Here is a 19,962-nt window from a genome sequence, read left to right as displayed (position 1 = left end):
CTGAATATTGAAAAAAGTATCCCGACTCCAATCCCTTTCTTTCCGGCCGACCCTCTCACACATCCTCTCCCGGCGCTTCCTTGTCATACTCCATCAACCAACAATTTTGCCAAACTCCTTCATGCTTCTCATGACGGGGGAGCATTTGCACTTTCTGAAATCCGCATTTCTCATAGCAGCGGATCGCCCTGGAATTACGGACTTGGGGATCCATCACAACGATTTGCGCCCCCTTTTCTCCCGTCAGGTATTTCACCGCCGACTGAACGAGGCGAGTACCGATCCCCCGGTTCCAATAATCCGGCTCCCCGATGAATTGGTCCATCCCCCAGACGGAAACATCGGGAGGATATCCGTACTTTCTCATGGAGTCCTTATCCAGTTTGTAAATCTGGATCAAACCGATGGGAGTCTCTTCCCACTCAGCGATGCCATAATCGATCGTTTCCCCTTCCTGCCGGGTGAGGTACTCTTTTCGCACCCGGTCTTCATCATACGGTTGGTCCCTGCCCTCGTAAAAATACAACACTCGCTCATCAGACAGCCACTGGGCCAACAGGGGAATATCCTGTTCCACCACTTTCCGGACCGAGAGCATATCCTTCTGAAACCACATGTTTGATTCTCCTTCCATCCCTGTCGCAACCGGTTCATGGGTAAGAGGAGATCGCTTTTCGCCGATCCTTGTGCCCGTGTATGTAACGTTTCCTACCTCGATATGATGGACATATCCATTTTTCTTCTATTGAAATATTAATTTTACCTTACTTTAGTCTGACCGGCAATGGGGCAGGAAAGGAAGAAACGGCGGTCTCGCTGGGAATCGGAAGCCAAAAAAACAACCCGGCCTCCACGGGACACCGGGTTGTTTCTTTTTACTTTTCCAGCCGTTCCATCAGTTTTTCCTGTTCTGCTTCAAAGCCTGGCTTGCCCAGAAGTGCAAACATGTTCTTCTTGTACGCTTCTACACCGGGCTGGTCAAATGGATTGACTCCCAATAGATACCCGCTGATCCCGCATGCTTTTTCAAAGAAATAGACCAACTCTCCAAAATGGTACGGGGAAGCTTCCGGAACCTGAACCACCAAGTTGGGGACGCCGCCGTCGGTATGGGCCAGGAGCGTTCCCTGGAAAGCCTTGTGGTTCACCTCGTCCATCGTGCGGCCGGCTAAGTAATTCAACCCATCCAGATTGTCCGGATCCTCCAGAATCGTGAGGGATTCAAGTGGGCGCTCCAAGCGGACCACGGTTTCAAACAGATCCCGCCGTCCTTCCTGAATGTATTGCCCCATGGAGTGAAGATCGGTGGTAAAGTTGACCGATGCGGGGTAGATTCCCTTGTGGTCTTTTCCTTCACTCTCCCCAAACAATTGCTTCCACCATTCCGAGAAGGTTTGAAGCGAAGGTTCGTAGTTGACCAGCAGTTCAATCGTTTTTCCCTTGTTGTATAAAGCATTTCGCGCCGCTGCATACCGGTACGCATCGTTTTCCGCCAGATTCGGCTTGCGGTAGGAGTCGGCGGCATCGGCGGCCCCTTTCATCATGGCCTCCACATCCACCCCTGCGCAAGCGATCGGCAGCAAGCCCACAGCGGTCAAGACGGAGTAACGCCCCCCCACATCATCCGGGATGACAAAGGTTTCATATCCTTCACCATCGGCCAGCTGTTTCAGGGCTCCTTTGGCACGGTCGGTGGTAGCATAGATCCGGCGCTTGGCTTCTTCCTTGCCGTATCGTTTCTCCATCCAAGCCTTGACGATCCGGAACGCGATGGCCGGTTCGGTGGTCGTCCCGGATTTGGAGATCACGTTGACGCTAACGCGCTTTCCTTCCAGGTGTCCCAACAAGTGGGACAAATAAGTGGAACTGATGTGATGACCGGCAAAAACAATCTCCGGACCCTTTCGCTGATCAGCGGGAAGCTGGTTGTAGAACGAATGGGTCAACATCTCGATCGCTGCCCGCGCTCCCAGGTAGGAGCCGCCAATCCCGATCACCACCAGGGCATCGGAATCGGATCGGATCCGGTCTGCCGCCTGCCGGATTCGGACGAACTCTTCCCGGTCGTATGCCGTCGGAAGGTCGACCCACCCCAAAAAGTCGCTGCCTGCCCCGGTTCCCTGATGCAATTGGTCATGGGCTGCCAACACGGCCGGCTCCAACTGTTCCAGCTCGTGAGCCCCGATAAATGGCAATGCTGTTTTGTGGTCAAACGTTAATCGGTTTTTCAACAAAATGTCCCTCCGTTTGCGTATCTGGACTGCGACCCTCGCTTTATTTCACTAACCCGAATTCATTTTATCCGATGGCACCGGGTATTTCAAAGAGAAACCCGGCAGGAGAGATCGTGCAACTTTGTTCATCCATGGGATTGTTTCCGGTGCATCCGTCCTTTAAATTAATAGAAACCCCGTTAAAGGAGGGATCCCCGTGCCAATCCCCGACCGCCTGCAGCCTGGTGACGAGATTCGGATCGTCTCCCCATCGACCAGTCTGGGGGTAATCTCCGAAGCCCAACGAAGATCGGCCATCTCCCGGCTGGAAGAGATGGGCCTCCGGGTCACCTTTTCCAGCCACGTGGAGGAGCGGGATAAATGGAACTCCTCTTCGGTAGCTTCACGGGTGACGGATCTCCATGAAGCCTTTACCGATCCCGATGTAAAAGCCATCTTCACCACCCTGGGAGGATACAACGCCAATCAGCTGCTCTCCCATCTGGATTACGAGCGGATCCGGGCACACCCCACCATCTTTTGCGGATATTTAGACATCACGGCATTGAGTCTCGCCTTTTGGGCCCGCAGCGGACTGGTCAGTTACTCCGGTCCCCACTTCACCTCTTTTTCTATGGAGAAGGGATTGGACTACACATTGGAGTATTTCAAACGCTGTGTAATAGAAGAAGAACCTTACACAATCACTCCTGCCGACCACTGGAGCGACGATGCCTGGTATCTGGATCAAGAAAACCGCCGTTTCCACCCCAATCCGGGTCCCCAGGTCGTATTTGAGGGAGAAGCGGAAGGACGGATCCTGGGCGGCAACTTGTGCACCTTCAATTTATTACAGGGAACTCCTTTTATGCCGGACTTAGACGGGGCTATTCTGTTTCTGGAAGAGAACGAAGAAAGCCACCCCCTCACCTTTGACCGGACCCTGCAATCCCTGATGCATGTCCCCTCCTTCGCCGGCGTACGCGGGTTGGTGATCGGCCGGTTCCAGGAGCGATCCGACCTGTCCGCCATCCGAGTGGCCACATTGCTGCAAGCCAAACCGGAACTACACCACATCCCCGTCATCGTCGACGCCAGCTTCGGCCACACCACCCCCCTTTTCACCTTCCCCATCGGGGGATGGGGACGAATCCGTGCGAAGGGAAGAGCGGGTGAAATCGAGATTGTGGAGCATTGATCAGACGGGAAGCCGACTGTTACGGTCGGATTAATCACTCGATAACGCTTGAATACAGGCTTCACGCATCTCCCATAGAGATTCAAGATCCATCTCCAACCCTTCAGTCTTCGCCCAGCGATGGATAAAATCGCGGTGAAGGCTGACTTTGTAATCGCCTAGTTGATCAGGTTTAATTTCCTCCTCATAAAGAAGCGATTCAAACGGGCTCTCAAACGAATCTGCTTCCCTGGTGAAATCATATCGGCGACCCTCGATTTTCAGATAACAATGCGCTTCGGGTATGTAGGAAGGATCCACTTTCTCCAGAACCGCCCCCACACCGGGAGTGTTTCTTTCAGACATGCGGTAGATTCCGATTACGAAAGCAACGGGCAATTTCAGTTCTTCCGCCAACACGGCAAGAATGGCATGCTTGGTGCTGCAAGTGCCTTTCTTCTCCGTAAGAACTTCCATATAGTCAGGGTGATGGCTGGTTCGACCATAAGGGAGTTGTTGTACATACTTAGCAGCGTACTGAAAATCGACAATCCCCAATTGGAGAAATCGATCAGAGACTGTTTGACCCGGAACGATGGCATGATGAAGAGGCATTCGGTTCAACTCCCCGTTGATAAAATCCGCCCTCGTCAACCCTGTTAACAAATTAATGATAACCAAACAGTCCTAGGGTTATCGATAAAGCTGTCATCCTTGCACCGAAGCAACGATCCTCCATTAATTCCGATAATACAATCCCTTTCATGATCATCTCCCCCCTATTATTGAAAAAAGATAGCCCCAAGGATCAATCACTCCCTGGGGTTATTCATTACATAACTATATATTGAAATCAATGGTTCGCATCTATCATACCACTCGATTTAACCTTAAATCCCATCAATCCATGATTTTGCACATGTCGTTCGTAAAGGCGACGGGATCTTCCAGGGGCAGACCTTCAATCAGACGCGCCTGGTTATACAGCAGGTTGGTGTAAAGCGCCAATCGATCCTTGTCGCTTTCATGGGCTTGTTTTAACGACTGGAAAACATCGTGATTGCGGTTGATCTCCAACACTTTGTCCGCTTGGATATGCTGGTTTTGGTCCGGCATCGATTGCAGAACCTTCTCCATTTCAATGCTGACTTCCCCTTCCGTCGTCAAGCAGATCGGATGGGACTTCAACCGTTTGGAAATGCGGACATCTTTCACTTTATCACCCAAGATGGTTTTCATTTCGGTAACCAGCGCTTGATGGTCTTCCGTTACTTCTTCTTTCTTTTCATCCTCCGGATTCAGATCGAGGTCCCCGCTGGAGACGGATTGAAACGCTTTGTCGTTGTAGCTTCGCATCATCTTGATGGCAAATTCATCGATATCTTCGGTGAAGTAGAGGATTTCATACCCTTGATCGGCCACCAGTTCCGTTTGCGGCAGTTTTTCAATCCGTGCATAGGAATCGCCGGTGGCATAGTATATCACTTTCTGATCTTCCGGCATTCTCGAAACGTATTCTTCCAAAGTGACAAGCTTTTTCTCCTTGGAAGAGTAGAACAGCAATAAATCCTGCAAGTCTTCCTTGTTGCTGCCGAAATTGCTGTATACGCCGTATTTCAACTGGCGGCCAAAGGATTGATAAAAGGTCTCATATTTTTCTCGTTCATTTTTGAGTAGTGACTTCAATTCGCTTTTGATTTTGCTTTTGATGTTTTTGGCGATCATTTTCAGCTGACGGTCCTGTTGAAGAATCTCTCTGGAAATGTTGAGAGACAAGTCTTCGGAATCGACCATCCCTTTAACGAAGCTGAAGGTATCCGGCAGCAGATCCGGGCATTTGTCCATAATCAGGACACCGTTGGAATACAGCTCCAGCCCTTTTTCAAATTCCTTGGTATAGTAGTTAAACGGAAGGGTTTCGGGGATAAACAAAATGGCATGGTAGCGGATCGTCCCGTCCACTTTAATATGAACATGGGTCAGCGGCTTGTCGAATCCATAGCGTTTTTCTGAGTAAAAGTTTAAATAGTCTTCATCGGTCAGTTCGTTCTTGTTTTTCCGCCAAATGGGCACCATGCTGTTAACCGTCTGCTCTTCCACGTGCGATTCCATATCTTCGCTGCTGTCTTCTTTCTTCTTCCAGACGGTGACATCCATTTTAATCGGATAACGGATAAAGTCGGAATACTTCTTAATGATGCTCTTCAAGCGATGTTCTTCCAGGAACGCATCGTAGTTTTCATCATCGTTATTCTCTTTTAGTTGAATCGTTACCATCGTACCGGTTTCCGTTTTTTCAGCCGGCTGGATGGTATAGCCGTCCACCCCGTCCGATTGCCACTGATACGCCTCGTCACTTCCAAATGCTTTCGACAGCACCGTCACCTTTTGGGCGACCATAAAGGCGGAGTAGAAACCGACACCAAACTGGCCAATCATATCATGGCCGTCTTGGATCTCATGTTCTCTTTTAAAGGCGAGGGATCCACTTTCGGCAATCGTGCCCAGGTTTTTTTCCAGCTCATCCTTGGTCATGCCGATCCCGGTGTCGGTAATCGTCAAGGTGCGCTTGTCTTTATCGGCCGAGATTTTAATGTAAAACCTCTCTTGATCAAAGTCGATGGTGTCATCGGTCAACGCTTTGTAATACATCTTATCCATGGCGTCACTCGCATTGGAAATCAATTCACGTAAAAAAATCTCCTTTTGCGAGTAAATTGAATGGACCATCATTTCAAGGAGACGCTTTGATTCTGCCTTAAATTCCTTCTTCTCCATCATCACTTCTCCTTTTTAAAGTAAAAAGTTGATTGTACAAGCTTCAATGGATTAGCACTCGCTTGGTTCGAGTGCTAATCCATTTCCTATGTTACTCATTTCATTCCCTATGTCAATATATTCCGAAGGATGCCCGCATAAACAGGCGCCCATTGACAAGTGGAGCATCATAAAACCGCCGGCCCCAACAAAGCCGGCGGCTACTTTTTATACATAAAGAAGGGATTCCCGAAAATCCCGATTCAGGATTAGACGGTTGAGGTGAGTTTTCTCTCCCTTTCATGATCCGGTCCGCCACTCGGCTTCCCGGGCCGCCAACCGGATCCGCCTGAGACTAACGCCTCCCATTCCTTCTCTTTCTAATATCCACTCCACGGTACATTCATCCCCATCCAGGTGGAGAATCCGCACGCCCTGGATGGTTTCATCCTGGATCGGCAGCGATTCCGGAGCGGGATCGACAAAGCTTTTGCGGACACCGGAAATGACTAACGTTCCACGAACCATTTCGGGCCCCTCTTCATAGTCCGGCTGCATCCAGTGGCACAGGTAAATGCCCAGTACAACCCGTTCCCCTGTGGAATCCCGTTCCACTCGTTCCAAGATGCTGTGTCGAAAGTCCATCGTTTCCACCATCGTTTTCACTTTCACCTATCCACCCTCCCTCTATCATTATAACGGAAACAAGCCGCCTCTTATGGAAGCGGCCTGTTAGGGCGTGTCTGAACAATCCATACCGACCCTCTACTCACGGAAGATTGAATGACCAGACAGGCCCTAGAGAGAAAAAACCGTCAGGATTCCCGTTCTTCTTTAGGCTGTTCTTTCAATTCTTCCCCGTCTTTGCCTTCATACCGCAGTCCCCATCCTGTTAACGCCGCAATCAGCATGACCAGAACCAGGAACCAGCCGTGGAAAACAAAGGGGAACGCCGAGGTGGGGCTTACCACCGGTAACCATGCGTATTCCCCTTGCATGGCGCCAATCGTCGACCAACCCAGGATCAACGCCGCGCTCCAGGGGAAGATATAACCCAGCGCCGAACTGATGGCGTCAAGGAAGTTGGCACGCCGATAAGGGTGAATTTTTTGCTTCTCCCCGATCTCCCGTACAAAGGGGGCAGCCGCGATCTCCGCAGCGGTGTTGATCGTGATAGCACTGTTCATCAGGGAGACGATTCCCCAGATGGCCAGTTCCGCCCGGCGGGTAATCCCCTGAATCCACTTGGTTAATCCCCGGACGATCACTTCCATGGTGCCGCCCAGTCGCAACAGGTGCGACGCCGCCACAATCAGCAGGATCAGGATCGCCATGTTCATATAACCGGCAACCCCGTCGATCAAGGCCCCTTCCACCACATGATCGGAATTCGGGTTAAACCGGATCAGATCACTGATGCTTCCCAGGTTGGCCAACACAATGACAGGGATGGAGCTGAGAATTCCCCAAGTCAGGGACGTGATCAGGTGCTGCCCCGATAATGCCAACACAATCACCAACACAAACGGGATTAACAGAACCAATCCCGCAGGGTTGGCAGCCTCCTGCATCACCGCCAGTGCAGCGGGATCGTTGACTCCTTCGCCTCCGCCGCCAAAGATGGCAAACAGGATCACCGCCGGTACAGCCGCCACAATGCTATATTTAAAACGGGAACGAACCACACCCGGTACATCCGCGTTCTGGGTGGTAGCGGACACGATGGTGGTGTCGGAAACCGGTGCCAGGTTATCCCCGAATGCCGCACCACTTAAGATGGCCGCAAACAGCATGACCGGGTCCGCACCCACAGCCACACCCGCCGGATACATCAAGGTACAGAACGCCACTGTCGTACCGTAACCGGTTCCTACGGCGGTAGAGAAGACAGCCGCCAACAGAAAGGTTAACGCCACAAACAGGGAGCCGGTCACACCGGAAACATCCCCCAGCCAGACCAATCCTTCCACCAAACCGCCGGAGCGCAGAACCTGGGCGAACATTCCCGCCCAAAACCAGGCCACAATGGCGATCACACCCACCGGTTGGGCCATTCCGTCAAAAATGCCCTGCGCATAGTCAGACCACTTGCTTTTGCACAAAAGCAACCCGACGGCCAACCCCATGAGGGCACCGATCACCAAGCCCAGCTCGGAGCTGAGTTTCAACACACTGGTTGTTACCGCCCACACCACAAAAAACAACATGGGCACCGCGGCACCGAAAGCACCCAAGCGAAATTCAAGACGCTGGACACGTCGGCTGCCCGCTGCTTCAACCAGTGCCTCCTCCTGATGCTTTTCCTGCAGGTTTGCCATGTTTCATTTCCCCTCCCATTCCAGCAATCGATTGTCCGTCAACGGACTTCTTTAGTCTTTTACAAGTTGAAAATAGAGGGCAATTCCACAGATTGAAGACATCCGTCCGTTGTCACGGAACCGCCATCATTTTATCGCATTTGACACTCCCCACGCAAAAGCAAGGGATTCTTGGGAGCTCCCGTCTACTGACAGGATCATTTCCAAGCTTAAACGGTCTGCCCGACCGCAAGGGATCGTCGTCCTTCTTGCAAGATATTGCAGGCCGCATTAAGATCTCGATCATGATGCTGGTGACAGGCAGGGCATGTCCAATCCCGAAGGTTCAGATTCCTCACATCCTTGTTTCGGTAACCACAGGAGGAACACAGCTGACTGGAAGGGAACTGCTTCCCCACCTTTACCATCGTTCTTCCATGCCATGTTGCTTTGTAGGTGAGCATGGCGACAAACTCCGACCAGGATGCATCCGTGATGGATTTGGCTAGCTTATGATTTTTCACCATGTTTTTCACTTGTAAGTCTTCGATGCAGATCGTTTGGTTTTCACGAATCAGCTTCGAGGACAGCTTATGTAGGAAGTCATGGCGCGCGTTCACGATCTTCTCATGAAGGCGAGCCACCTGGATCCGTGCTTTGTTCCAATTGGAACCGCCCTTGGTTCGTCGGCTCATAGTCCGCTGGGCTTTTGCCAATTTCTTTTCAACCTGCCGGAAAACCCGAGGTGGTTTGACCTTGGTACCATCGGTCAAAATCGCGAAGTCTTTCAACCCCAAGTCTACACCCACCGCTTTTTCTTTCTCTACTGGAACATAGGAGCACTGGTTGATCTCACACAGCACGGATACAAAGTACTTACCCGAGGGATGACGGCGGATGGTAGCGGAAAGAATGCGCCCTTTGACTTCACGGGACTTGGCGAACTTCACCCAACCGAGTTTCGGTAGTTTCATTCGATTCCCTTTGACTTCAATAGTCGGCCTCCCTCTCTTCGGATGGTTGCATTGGCTCGTGTAGGATTGCACGCGATTGCGCTTACTTTTAAATTGAGGGCGGTCATTCTGTTTTTTGAAGAAACGAGAAAAGGAGTCAGCGAGGTGTTTCAGCGTATTCTGGAGCGACGTGGAATCGACTTCTCGTAGCCAATCGAGTTCTTTTTTTAACTGAGTTAGTTGAGCCGAACAACTCCCATAGGTCAAACCTTTTCCCGTTCTTTCATAGGTATCGTTCCACTTCGCGAGGAACTGGTTGAACACAAATCGGCTGCACCCGATCGACTTGTTTATCAGCGTAGCTTGTGCTTTCGTCGGATAGATGCGGAATTTGAATGCTTGATGCATCGGTTCACCTCCCTTTCTGATTTTCAATGTATTGCTTGATTACATCGAGGTTTACCGTTTCCAACCGTCGCAACAAAGTAGGAGTTTGTCCATAAGGAGGGGATGCGTGATTTTAAATGGGGAAACTCATTTCTTAGCACTCTCGATGTATATCCCTTGAGATGCTTGACTACCTTATGGATACGAATTGGGGATCACATTGTATGAGTAAATGCACATGGTCAGGCATGATCTTCATATTTGAAATCGTAGCTTCAAGCTCTCTTGCTTTTTCTATGAACAGATCTTTCAGTCGATCACTTACAGGCGAAACGAATACTTTCCGTCGGTATTTGGGACAAAAAACGACATGATAGTTGCAGTCATATACGATATTCGGTTACTTTGAACGGTTCTCAAATTTATCATCTATTGTTAATTTTAAAACAAATATTAGATAGGTCAAGTTAGAACCGAAAAGATGGTCAAACTTGCGAGAGGGATAAAAAACACCCCTCCCTTGTCTGACGCTCGCTTTCATCCCCATATCTAATGCTAGGGGTTTCCTCACTCGCAAAGATATAAAATGTCATCCCATCCCTGATCACACTTTCAAATTCCCCTTCTCCCACTCCTTTAACGCCATCTCCGCATGAAAGCCGGGAATACCAGCCGTTTCGCGAATGTCCCGCAGGGTTTCAACGGCCCGAGATTCATCATAAGGAAGGGAATGAACTGAAGCGCTCAACCGAACATACACATCTTCATGATCCATCAATGCCACCAACGCCCGAATCCCTTTTTCCGATCGCTTCAACTTCTGAAGATGCATCCCCTTGATCCCGCGGCATTCAGACGCAGCCTGATAATTCCCCCCTTCCCACGCGATTCCTTGTTGTCGGCAGGCATGGACATATACTTCCAGAACCTTTCGCAAAGCAGTCACATCCATTCTCCTTTCCCGTAAGCTTCTCCATAGTCCACTCTGTCACCCCTGCTGACGGGCATGGGATCGATTGAGTAATCCATTATACCTATATATAAACTTCTAATTTAAGGGGTGAAAATCCTTTATTTTGTTGAATAAAAGGTTCCCAATGAATAACCGACACTTCAGTCAAACCCAAGGTTTCCGCCATTTTTTATGCGTCTTTCACCATCATCCTTTGGGACGTATCTGAATAATTCGGAATCCCTTCAGACCACTTACTTTAGTTTCAAAAGTCTTATTTTAATTAACCAATCTTCATTAAACATTCGGAACCATTTAGGATAAGAAAAAAGGTTCATGGTTTCATGGGTTCTTATCCTTCATTTTGTAAGCGCTTTATCTAATGGAAAGGTGGTTGAGTCATGATGGCTAGATCCTTTGTCGCCTCAGCCTGGAATCTTTTATGGCAATCTCATTCCCAAACGAAACGGATCCTGCGTTTCGCTTTACCGAAAAAGAAAGCGGAATCCACACCCTTGTCCACCACAGACGCAAAAGCCGCAACGGATCCGCAACCCCCCAGCTACAAACGGTCCCAACTGGTGGGCTTGTTTCTGGGACCCGTCTTGTTCCTGTGGGCGTTGTTCCTATTCTCCCCCGACGGTTTAAGCTGGGAGGGACAGGCGGTTTTGGCCGCTACCCTGTGGGTGGCGGTCTGGTGGATTACAGAAGCGATTCCCATTCCGGCCACTTCCCTGTTGCCGCTGATCCTGTTGCCGCTTACCGGTGCCCTGGAGGGGGATGTGGTCACATCCGCTTACGGGGACCCCATCGTCTTCTTGTTTCTGGGCGGTTTCATGATCGCCCTGGCGATGGAAAAATGGGGACTTCACAAGCGGATGGCCCTTAACATCATCTCTCTGATCGGGACAAGCACCCAGCGGATCATACTAGGTATCATGTGCGCCACCGCCTTTTTGTCCATGTGGATCTCCAACACCGCCGCCGTTATGATGATGATCCCGATTGGAACCGCCATTATTTATCAAGTGTCACAAACCTTGAAAAAACGGTCACCGGATTATCCCGAACGGAAAGGGAACTTTGAAAAGTCGGTGATCCTGGGCACCGGTTTCGCCGGAACCATCGGAGGGCTGGCCACGCTCATCGGAACCCCGCCCAATGTGATTCTGGCCGCCATGGTCTCCTCGTTGTACGGGGTGCAAATTTCCTTTGCCGGCTGGATGCTGTTTGCCACCCCCTTAAGTCTGGTACTTCTGATTTGCACCTGGTTGTACCTTTCCCGCATCATTTATCCGGCGGAAATGAAAGCGCTCCCCGGCGGGAAAGAGTTGATCCAACGGGAAAAGGATGCCTTAGGCAAAACCCGTTCTGAAGAAAAAGCCGTCCTGGCTGTCTTCCTTTTCGCCGCCTTTATGTGGATTACCCGCTCCTTTCTCTGGGACGGCCTCATCCCCGGCATCAGTGACACCATGATCGCCATCACAGCCGCTGTCGCCCTCTTCCTGATTCCTGCCGCACAAAAGGGAAAGCGGGTGCTCGACTGGGAAGTCTCCCGGGAAGTTCCCTGGGGTGTGTTGCTTCTGTTTGGCGGGGGCCTCGCCATCGCCGCAGGATTCGGACAGTCGGGCTTGGCCGAATGGGTCGGAAATCAGCTGACGGTATTGGAAGGCATCCACTTCCTTCTGATCGTGATCACTGCCGCCGCGTTGGTGTTGTTCCTCACCGAGATCACTTCCAACACCGCCACCGCCACCATGATTCTGCCGATTTTGGCCTCTCTGGCCCTGGCGATCAATATCCATCCCTATGCCCTGATGGTGCCGGCCGCCATGGCTGCCAACTGTGCGTTCATGCTGCCCGTGGGAACGCCGCCCAACGCCATTATGTTCGCCACCGGGAAGGTGCAAATCACCGAAATGGCGAAAGCCGGTTTCTGGATCAACTTGTTCGCGCTAGCATTGGTCGTCATCACGGTCTATTTCTTCCTCCCGATCGCATGGGGCATCGACATGACCGTCCACCCCGCCGATTTGAAGTAATCAATCCAAAAGAGACCCCTCATCCGATGAGGGGGTCTCTTTTCGTAGAGTGAAATATTTATCCCTCGTGTATCAGCGGTTTTTCCTCAGGGAATCTTACTCCCATCAGGATCAGGGAGATGATTGGCATGAGATGGAGATCGTGGATTCTAATCGTTCTTTTCACGATTAGTCTTCTCTCGATGTGGTCCACACAGACACTGCATGCTGAGGAGTCATTTTGCCAGCAGATCAAACAAGAAACGGGGCTCCCGGCCACTTTGGAAAAGGGGATTTGCACCATTATCATCCCCCGGGAGGATATCAAAGCACGTCTAGAAGGAGTTCCGCTTCCCGGAGAAATGCTGGATTTGGAGCTCTCGGCTCACATCATTAAAACAGGAAAAAAAGGATATCTAACGGCCGAGTTTGCTCTCTTGGAAAAAGAAATCAACCCGGTGATCGATCGCGTCCGTCAATCCGGGATTTCCGTCAGTGCTCTTCACAACCACTGGATCCATGAACACCCCCGCATCCTTTATCTCCATTTCCAGGGATCGGGTGATCCGGTGGAGCTGGCAACCACCGTCAAACAAGCCGTTCAGGCGACGACGGTTCCATCACATTAGGATAACAACCGGTACGCCCGCTCGTGGTGAGCGGGTTTTCCTATGTACTTTTCGTGAAGACTCCGCTTTCTTATCACCTGTCTATTTATCGTTTCACGATACTTTTTTTAGGAGTAGTAGAAGCGGAAAATTCCTGGCCCGTCCCATCACCGTTGAAGCCTATCGAACCAACAAAGAAGTAACGATACACACACCTACAGGAACGGTAACAGCAACACCTGGAGATTGGATTATTACGGAAGAAAAAGGTGAAAAAAGTTCGTGTGAGAATGCCTATTTCAGAGAAAACTATGTATTCATTGAAGGGAATAAGAAGCGACGATATCTCGTTTCTATTCCTTTTTATAGCCTGCTTCTCGGATTTCCACTTCTTTTTGAAACAGTTGGATACGGAGATTATAATTTTATGATTGTCCTCCTTACTTTCACCCTTCTTCTCGTTTATCAAGCATACAGACAACCGTAGATTTGAATGTTAGAACCCACGGGGAAGTTTTACAACGGCCAGTTGTAAAAAAGACAGCCCGGGCTCCACTCCAACGGCTCAAATCGGCAGGAATCGGACCGGAGGATCTTTCCTACTAGCCGGCCCATAACGAGCTGTTACAACCATCACGACGAGCGGGTCTTGTATGCGGTCGGCCATAACCCTCCTATCATGATTTCACTAATAAATATACTATTTTGGAACAAGATTCACCCTCTATCTATTATAATCTATTTATTTATTGTCGATTATCATTTATAATGGAAGGGTCTTTTTTTTCAAAAGGGGGAACTATTGTGAATTTTGCTCGTCCCAAGACTGTTCAGGTATTTTTTGTAAGTATGTTGGCGCTTTTTATTCTCTTCTTTTTTCCTTTCATTCCTACCAATGCCCAACCCCAAGCCATCCAAACGAAGGCTACCGAACTCCATTTTAAAACCCCTGAGGATTATTCCGAGGGGAAGGCACAAAATGTCAATGTGGAGCCAAAAGGAAAAAAAGGGGTTCTGACACCCGGGGGACAGGGAAATTCGGGTGAGTACATCTCCTCCCCGATCCCTGCGGAAATGGAATTTACCGCTGTCGGTGTTCACTGGATGGATGAAACTCCCGGCCAGTCGAAACAAAAGCCCAACGAGTCGGTACATCTGTATTTGCGGGTCTCTGACGACGGCGAAGACTGGACGGAATGGCATGAAGTCCATACGGAACACATCATGGGGCCGGATGATGAGGTATCTGAAGAAACTTTCAGCGAGCTGATCTTTGAAACCGGTCGTTATATGCAGTTTAAGGTGCATATGGAGAGCAACCGAGGGAAGAAACCCCGCATCTCCGACATCAAACTGACAGCCTTAAACTCCAAGGAAGACCAGGAAACAGCAAAAACCGATACCCAGATGGTATCCCTGGGTTCCATGATTTTCGATTCGGTGGAAGCGGCTGTGAACCGACCCGACATCGTCAGCAGAGCCGGCTGGGGGGCTGATGAATCCCTTCGGTACATCGACGGTGAGGAAGACTGGCCCCGCCAGTATGCGGAATCCGTCACCCACCTTTCCGTCCACCATACGGATACCCCCAACACGGATGAGAGTAACGGAATCACCCCGGAAGAACGAATCCGCAATATTTATTACTTCCATGCCAAAACACGCGGATGGGGAGATATCGGTTATAACGCGATCATCGGTTATAACGGAAAAATCTATGAAGGCCGCAAAGGGAAAGACGACGAAGTTCTCACACCGGGTGTGGTCGGTGCCCACACCTACAGCTTTAATAACGGTTCCTTCGGCGTATCCATGCTGGGCAATTTTGAGAGAGCAGACCTTCCCGGACATATGCAAGAAGCGTTGGAAGAGTTGCTGGCTTATCAGGCGGACTTGCACGGTATCGACCCCATGGGAAAGAAAGATTTTGTCCGCAATTACGAATATGACAACCCCAACATTCCCAAAAAAGATCCGGATGTTCCTACCCTTCAGGGGCATAAGGATTTTCCCAGAGCCTACACGGCCTGTCCCGGCGGTTTCACTCACAAAAAGCTAAACGAGATCCGCCAAGGCGTTGTTTCCAAGCTGGAAGGATCAAACGGCACCATCACTATCGACAATATGGACCCGGCCAATGAAGCGAAAGGCGATTGGGTAACATCCACCAACGTCTCCGGTTACTACGGATCCAACTACCAGGCAAGTGCCGGCGGCTGGGGCTTTAACCTAGACACGTTCACGTGGAATTTCGAGCTCCCCGAACCGGGAAGCTACCGGGTTTTGGTCCACTATACATCAGCCTTTGACCGGGCCACCAATGCTCCGTATGAAATTCATACAAAAGATGAAGTAATCACCCAGCGGGTCAACCAGAAGGAAAATGGAAGCACCTGGGTGGACATCGGAACCTATGAGTTTAACTCGGGAGCCAATAAAATCGTACAGACGGATGATGCCGACGGCTATGTGATCGCCGATGCCATCCGCTTGCAAAAAACGGCCGACCAACCGCCGGCGGATGCGGATCCGGAAGAATCCCATACCGTCATTATTGACAATAAGGATTCCGACACCTCATTTAAAGGAAACTGGCCTTCCTCCAAAAATGTTTCAGGTTATTACGGGAGCGACTATCAACCCAACGCAGCGGGATCCGGCAATGACACCTTCACCTGGACATTGAACCCGCCCAAAAATGGAATGTATCGGGTCTTTGTCCATTATGCCGCCGCATCGGACCGGGCCAGCAACGCCCCCTACACCGTCACCTACGCCGACGGGAAAACGACTTACCGGATCGATCAACGGAAAAACGGCGGAAAATGGGTCGAATTGGGAGACTTTAACTTCAAACAGGGAACTCCCGGTAAAGTGACCCTAAGCGACGATGCGGACGGGTACGTGATTGCCGACGCGGTGAAATTTGAACTGGTTCCTCATGCTCAAATTGTGGACAATACCTCCCCTGGGAATAAAGCAGTCGGGGAATGGAATTCCTCCAATGCGATCAAGGACCATTACGGAACCGATTATTTGTGGAGTAGACCGGGAGCCGGCGATACCTTCACCTGGAATTTCAACATTTCCAAAGCCGGCTACTACCGGGTCTCCGAAAAGCATCAACCCAACCAGAACCGGGCCAGCAACGCCCCCTTCACCATCCATCACAGCGGGGGATCGACCAAACAGCTGATCGACCAGCGGGCCTACAGCGGCCAATGGGTGGAACTGGGCACCTTTAAATTTGACGAAGGCGCAGCCAAAGTCGTCCTCTCCGACGATGCGGACGGGACCCTGCTCGCTGACGCCATCAAGATTGAACCGGTTCCCTATACGGAAGTGATCGACAATAAACACCCGGATACGGAAGCCGTCGGGGTATGGACCTCCACCAACGCCATCAAACGGTTCGTCGGCACCGACTATCTGTGGAACCGGCCGGGAACCGGTGATACCTTCACCTGGAATTTCAACATTCCCGAATCCGGCTACTATCGCATTTCCGAAAAGCATCAATCCAACCAAAACCGGGCCAGCAACGCCCCCTTCACCATCCATCACAGCGGGGGAACGTCCAAGCAACTGATCGACCAGCGGGCCAACAGCGGCCAATGGGTGGAACTGGGTACCTTCAAATTTGACAAAGGCGCCGCCAAGGTCGTCCTCTCCGACGATGCGGACGGAACCTTGATCGCCGACGCCATTAAAATCGAAAAGGTTCCCACCACCATCACCTCCGACAATACCGATTCAGGCAACAAAGCGGTGGGAGAATGGAACTCAACCGTCGGTATTAAAACCTTCTATGGAACCGACTACTTCTGGAACCGCCCGGGTACCGGTCAAGACTCCTTTACCTGGAATCTCGGCGTTCCGGAATCGGGTTCCTACCATCTATATGTAAAGCACATGGCCAATCCCAACCGGGCCACCAACGCCCCCTTCACCATTCATCACGTCGGGGGACCCAGCACGGTGAATATCAACCAAACCCAAAACAACGGCAAGTGGGTTTATGTCGGCACCTACAACTTTGAGGCCGGCACTGCCAAAGTCGTTCTTACCGACAAAGCGGACGGAACCTTAATCGCCGACGCGGTCCGACTGGTAAAGCAATAGAAAGCTGTGACCAAACACACCCGGTATACACCGGGTGTGTTTGGTCATTTAAGTTTTTATGATGTTATGGTGAGGACCGGTAAGGCGGGCTGAGATCCTTTGCACTCATCGAGCACAAGTCTCTCCCTAGAACTACAGTTGTGTTTACAAGAGCCGGTGAGATGTGAGAAGGGAGGGTGGCGGGATGGCTGAGATCCTTTACGTTTTTTGCAAGAGATCGAAGGTAGCCCGCCAGCCCGACCCACCCACGCTCACATGTACTTTTAGTACAAATGCAACTGCAGGACTAGTACTACAGTTGTAATTATGTAACAATCATACGTTTTCGGTAGTGATGAAACTGAGCAATGGCTTGATGTCGTCTACGCCAATAAGACCAAGCCAAAAAATGTATCACAGGAGCAATCCTTTGCCAAAGGACTTTTTCCAGAAGTCGTCGTACCTCTGGAACCGTCAGGGAAATCACAGTCCCCAGCTGCGTTTGAAAGCAGTCAAGCTCTGGAAGAAACCACTCCCCTTTTTTCGAGGTTCTGATGGAATTCCTTGTACTCGTAATACGGTTAAAAAGGCATGAGCAAACATAGCCAAGGTGATGTGTCGATACCATCCCGTCCATGAACGAACCTCGTAGTGATCCAGCCCCACTTCTCCTTTGGCTTCCTGAAAGTATGGTTCCACCGCCCAGCGAGAACCGGCCACCTGAACGAAAGAGGAGAGGGGAACTCTTGGGAGCATAGACGATATAGTATGCAACGTCTTCCTTTTCATCCGGATGACGACGAATTAACAGCCAACGCAACCATTGGGGGGCAGAGGAACCATGGATGGGATACCGGACCCATTCATATTCGCGGAGGCCTTTCGCACCATTTCCACAAGAAAGACGGACCCACTTGCCTTCTTTGGTTCCAAAAGCCAAATCTCGTACCTGATATGCTTCCCAGCCGATATAAACGGACTCTTTCGCGGATACAGCGAGAACATAGGGCTACTGTTGCTCCTCCAGCCACAGCCGCAAACGATCATGACCATACACCACGTCCCCGGTCACCCACTGTACGGGAAGACCGCTTTGGAAAGCATGTTGCAACATCTGACGCGCCAGCTGAGGTTTGGTGGCAAAGCCGACTTTCTCAGGAATCCCGGCTTTCCGGCAACGGGAAGGTTCTTCTGTCCAGCTTTTGGGTAAATACAGACGGCGGTCGATCAGCGTGGCCCCTTTGGGACTGACATAACAATCTGACAGTTCTCAATCCGACCGGCTGTTCCGCTGTACTGTCGTTGCACCCCTGCCGATTGACGTCCTTTTTTAAGAAATCCCGTTACGTCCACCACAATGATTCCTTCGGGGTGGGCCAAGTGTTTCAACACATATTGCTGCAAATCTTATCCCGAACGGCGTCGGCATCCCACCGGGCTCGTCCCAACAGATACTGAATGCCGTAAAGGGTGAAATCCCCGGCATATTCGGCCAATTGCCATCCGTTTTTTCGGTCCACGGTACTGAGTAACCCTTGAAGATACGATTGGCATCGCTGCCGGGTTTCAGAGGGCTAAAATGGATCCCGATTCGTTCGACCAACGCTTCAAACGCTTTTGACCAGTCAGACATTTCGTCACAAGGTGAATGAAGGGTTTGACAGGGATCTTGCGAGCTCAGTGGGATTCCTCCCGATTCTTTCTTCTTATTTCAGGAGTTTATACTATAAATCAATTCATTACAACTGTAGTACTAGCCTGAAGCTGGAACACGGTGTTAGGCGATGTCTAATTGAATAGCTTAAAAATGTCCTTAAATAGAATAATTGAATATTTAAATTTATCAACGAAGTTATTTGTATTGGTGATTACTTCCTCACCTTTCTTTAAACTTTCATTATATACTGAGAATATATTCTTGTTTTCCGGGCTACCTTCACTAATAGTGTTTGTTTCAGAATGCATAATCTTATCTTGATTATCAGAGATGTGTACTGTCTCTTCAGTAGACTGACTCTCTATTTGTATCTCTTTAAAGAGATTTGTATTTATGTAATGCTCTTTATAAAAATCGTGATTAGGTAATGGTTGCTTACCATACTCCTCAAAAACCCCCTGCTCTATAAACAGAGTTGCACATTTCAGTTCTGCATCTACTCTTTCTGCAATAGTCACCAACTTTTGAAATCTGTTTTTCTTAGATAGAAAAATGCGAAAGCTAAAAAAATCAATTTGATTGTTGCAGTGTAAGAATGCCTCAAAGTTTAATAGTAAAAGTCTATTTCTAATATCTTCAGGTAAACTATAAAAAGAAGCTATTAACTCTATAGATAAATCAAATAATGTGGGGTGGGTGAATTTATACTCATGATTTTCCACATATTCTGCCATCATATATTGAGTTAATGCTTTGAAATAGTCGTCGTAGACAGACTGAAAATTATTAATAGATGTTACCATCGAGTTTTCTTCCATGTTCGCCCTCCTAGATTTCGA

General features: G+C 49.9%; 13 protein-coding genes and 2 pseudogenes. 4 read left to right on the top strand and 11 right to left on the bottom strand.

The genetic code is table 11. The features are described 5' to 3' along the window. Positions 1–55 precede the first annotated feature (55 nt). Positions 56–616: a GNAT family N-acetyltransferase gene (locus JOE21_RS15490; protein ID WP_309868151.1), complete on the bottom strand. Its 561-nt coding sequence runs from the start codon at positions 614–616 to the stop codon at positions 56–58. A gap of 259 nt (positions 617–875) precedes the next feature. Beyond that, positions 876–2,231, bottom strand: coding sequence for a glucose-6-phosphate isomerase (locus JOE21_RS15485; RefSeq protein ID WP_309868150.1), 1,356 nt, complete (start codon positions 2,229–2,231; stop codon positions 876–878). 199 nt (positions 2,232–2,430) lie between these two features. Here JOE21_RS15485 and JOE21_RS15480 point away from each other — a divergent pair, with 199 nt between their 5' ends. After that, the gene (locus JOE21_RS15480) at positions 2,431–3,411 is read left to right on the top strand and encodes a S66 family peptidase (RefSeq protein WP_309868149.1); all 981 of its coding nucleotides are present in this window, start codon (positions 2,431–2,433) and stop codon (positions 3,409–3,411) included. 30 nt (positions 3,412–3,441) lie between these two features. Here JOE21_RS15480 and JOE21_RS15475 read toward each other — a convergent pair whose 3' ends face one another. The 7 genes and pseudogenes from JOE21_RS15475 to JOE21_RS15445 all read right to left on the bottom strand — a co-directional run bounded on the left by JOE21_RS15475 (position 3,442) and on the right by JOE21_RS15445 (position 10,730). After that, complete coding sequence (locus tag JOE21_RS15475) at positions 3,442–4,005, bottom strand: transglutaminase domain-containing protein (RefSeq protein WP_309868148.1); 564 nt, start codon at positions 4,003–4,005, stop codon at positions 3,442–3,444. 285 nt (positions 4,006–4,290) lie between these two features. Continuing rightward, positions 4,291–6,168 carry a molecular chaperone HtpG gene (gene htpG / locus JOE21_RS15470; protein WP_309868147.1) on the bottom strand — a complete coding sequence of 626 codons (1,878 nt, stop codon included), beginning with the start codon at positions 6,166–6,168 and terminating at the stop codon, positions 4,291–4,293. 279 nt (positions 6,169–6,447) lie between these two features. Further along, positions 6,448–6,819, bottom strand: a complete 372-nt coding sequence (locus JOE21_RS15465) for a hypothetical protein (protein WP_309868145.1) — start codon at positions 6,817–6,819, stop codon at positions 6,448–6,450. Between the two features lie 143 nt (positions 6,820–6,962). Continuing rightward, positions 6,963–8,465, bottom strand: a complete 1,503-nt coding sequence (locus tag JOE21_RS15460; protein ID WP_309868143.1) for a Na+/H+ antiporter NhaC family protein — start codon at positions 8,463–8,465, stop codon at positions 6,963–6,965. A 209-nt stretch (positions 8,466–8,674) separates the two neighbouring features. Further along, complete coding sequence (gene tnpB, locus JOE21_RS15455) at positions 8,675–9,805, bottom strand: IS200/IS605 family element RNA-guided endonuclease TnpB (protein ID WP_309868142.1); 1,131 nt, start codon at positions 9,803–9,805, stop codon at positions 8,675–8,677. Positions 9,806–9,809: 4 nt separating this feature from the next. Continuing rightward, positions 9,810–10,178: pseudogene (gene tnpA, locus JOE21_RS15450) on the bottom strand (IS200/IS605 family transposase). 210 nt (positions 10,179–10,388) lie between these two features. Next, the gene (locus JOE21_RS15445) at positions 10,389–10,730 is read right to left on the bottom strand and encodes a hypothetical protein (RefSeq protein WP_309868141.1); all 342 of its coding nucleotides are present in this window, start codon (positions 10,728–10,730) and stop codon (positions 10,389–10,391) included. Between the two features lie 410 nt (positions 10,731–11,140). Between JOE21_RS15445 and JOE21_RS15440 the strand changes: the two genes are divergently transcribed. From JOE21_RS15440 to JOE21_RS15430, 3 genes are all read left to right on the top strand, one after another. Then, the gene (locus tag JOE21_RS15440) at positions 11,141–12,778 is read left to right on the top strand and encodes an SLC13 family permease (protein ID WP_309868289.1); all 1,638 of its coding nucleotides are present in this window, start codon (positions 11,141–11,143) and stop codon (positions 12,776–12,778) included. 128 nt (positions 12,779–12,906) lie between these two features. Next, on the top strand, positions 12,907–13,386 hold the full coding sequence (locus tag JOE21_RS15435; protein ID WP_309868139.1) for a DUF1259 domain-containing protein: 480 nt from the start codon (positions 12,907–12,909) through the stop codon (positions 13,384–13,386). Between the two features lie 783 nt (positions 13,387–14,169). Then, positions 14,170–17,487 (top strand): golvesin C-terminal-like domain-containing protein, encoded by a 3,318-nt coding sequence (locus JOE21_RS15430; RefSeq protein WP_309868137.1) that lies wholly within the window; start codon positions 14,170–14,172, stop codon positions 17,485–17,487. Positions 17,488–17,949: 462 nt separating this feature from the next. Here the strand turns inward: JOE21_RS15430 and JOE21_RS17885 are convergent. Together JOE21_RS17885 and JOE21_RS15420 are read right to left on the bottom strand one after the other, a co-directional pair. Then, positions 17,950–19,099: pseudogene (locus JOE21_RS17885) on the bottom strand (IS701 family transposase). Between the two features lie 155 nt (positions 19,100–19,254). Continuing rightward, positions 19,255–19,941 carry a hypothetical protein gene (locus JOE21_RS15420; protein WP_309868135.1) on the bottom strand — a complete coding sequence of 229 codons (687 nt, stop codon included), beginning with the start codon at positions 19,939–19,941 and terminating at the stop codon, positions 19,255–19,257. Positions 19,942–19,962: the final 21 nt, after the last annotated feature.

The organism is Desmospora profundinema (assembly GCF_031454155.1).
Taxonomy (GTDB): Bacteria; Bacillota; Bacilli; order Thermoactinomycetales; family DSM-45169; genus Desmospora; species Desmospora profundinema.
This window is presented reverse-complemented; position numbering and strand designations above follow the sequence as displayed.

What these genes read in the sequence shown, in the direction of transcription:
- JOE21_RS15490 (WP_309868151.1), bottom strand. Translation starts at nt 616, where the DNA reads ATGTGGTTTCAGAAGGATATGCTCTCGGTCCGGAAAGTGGTGGAACAG.
- JOE21_RS15420 (WP_309868135.1), bottom strand. Translation starts at nt 19,941, where the DNA reads ATGGAAGAAAACTCGATGGTAACATCTATTAATAATTTTCAGTCTGTC.
- JOE21_RS15460 (WP_309868143.1), bottom strand. Translation starts at nt 8,465, where the DNA reads ATGGCAAACCTGCAGGAAAAGCATCAGGAGGAGGCACTGGTTGAAGCA.
- JOE21_RS15435 (WP_309868139.1), top strand. Translation starts at nt 12,907, where the DNA reads ATGAGATGGAGATCGTGGATTCTAATCGTTCTTTTCACGATTAGTCTT.
- JOE21_RS15475 (WP_309868148.1), bottom strand. Translation starts at nt 4,005, where the DNA reads ATGCCTCTTCATCATGCCATCGTTCCGGGTCAAACAGTCTCTGATCGA.
- htpG (WP_309868147.1), bottom strand. Translation starts at nt 6,168, where the DNA reads ATGGAGAAGAAGGAATTTAAGGCAGAATCAAAGCGTCTCCTTGAAATG.
- tnpB (WP_309868142.1), bottom strand. Translation starts at nt 9,805, where the DNA reads ATGCATCAAGCATTCAAATTCCGCATCTATCCGACGAAAGCACAAGCT.
- JOE21_RS15440 (WP_309868289.1), top strand. Translation starts at nt 11,141, where the DNA reads ATGGCTAGATCCTTTGTCGCCTCAGCCTGGAATCTTTTATGGCAATCT.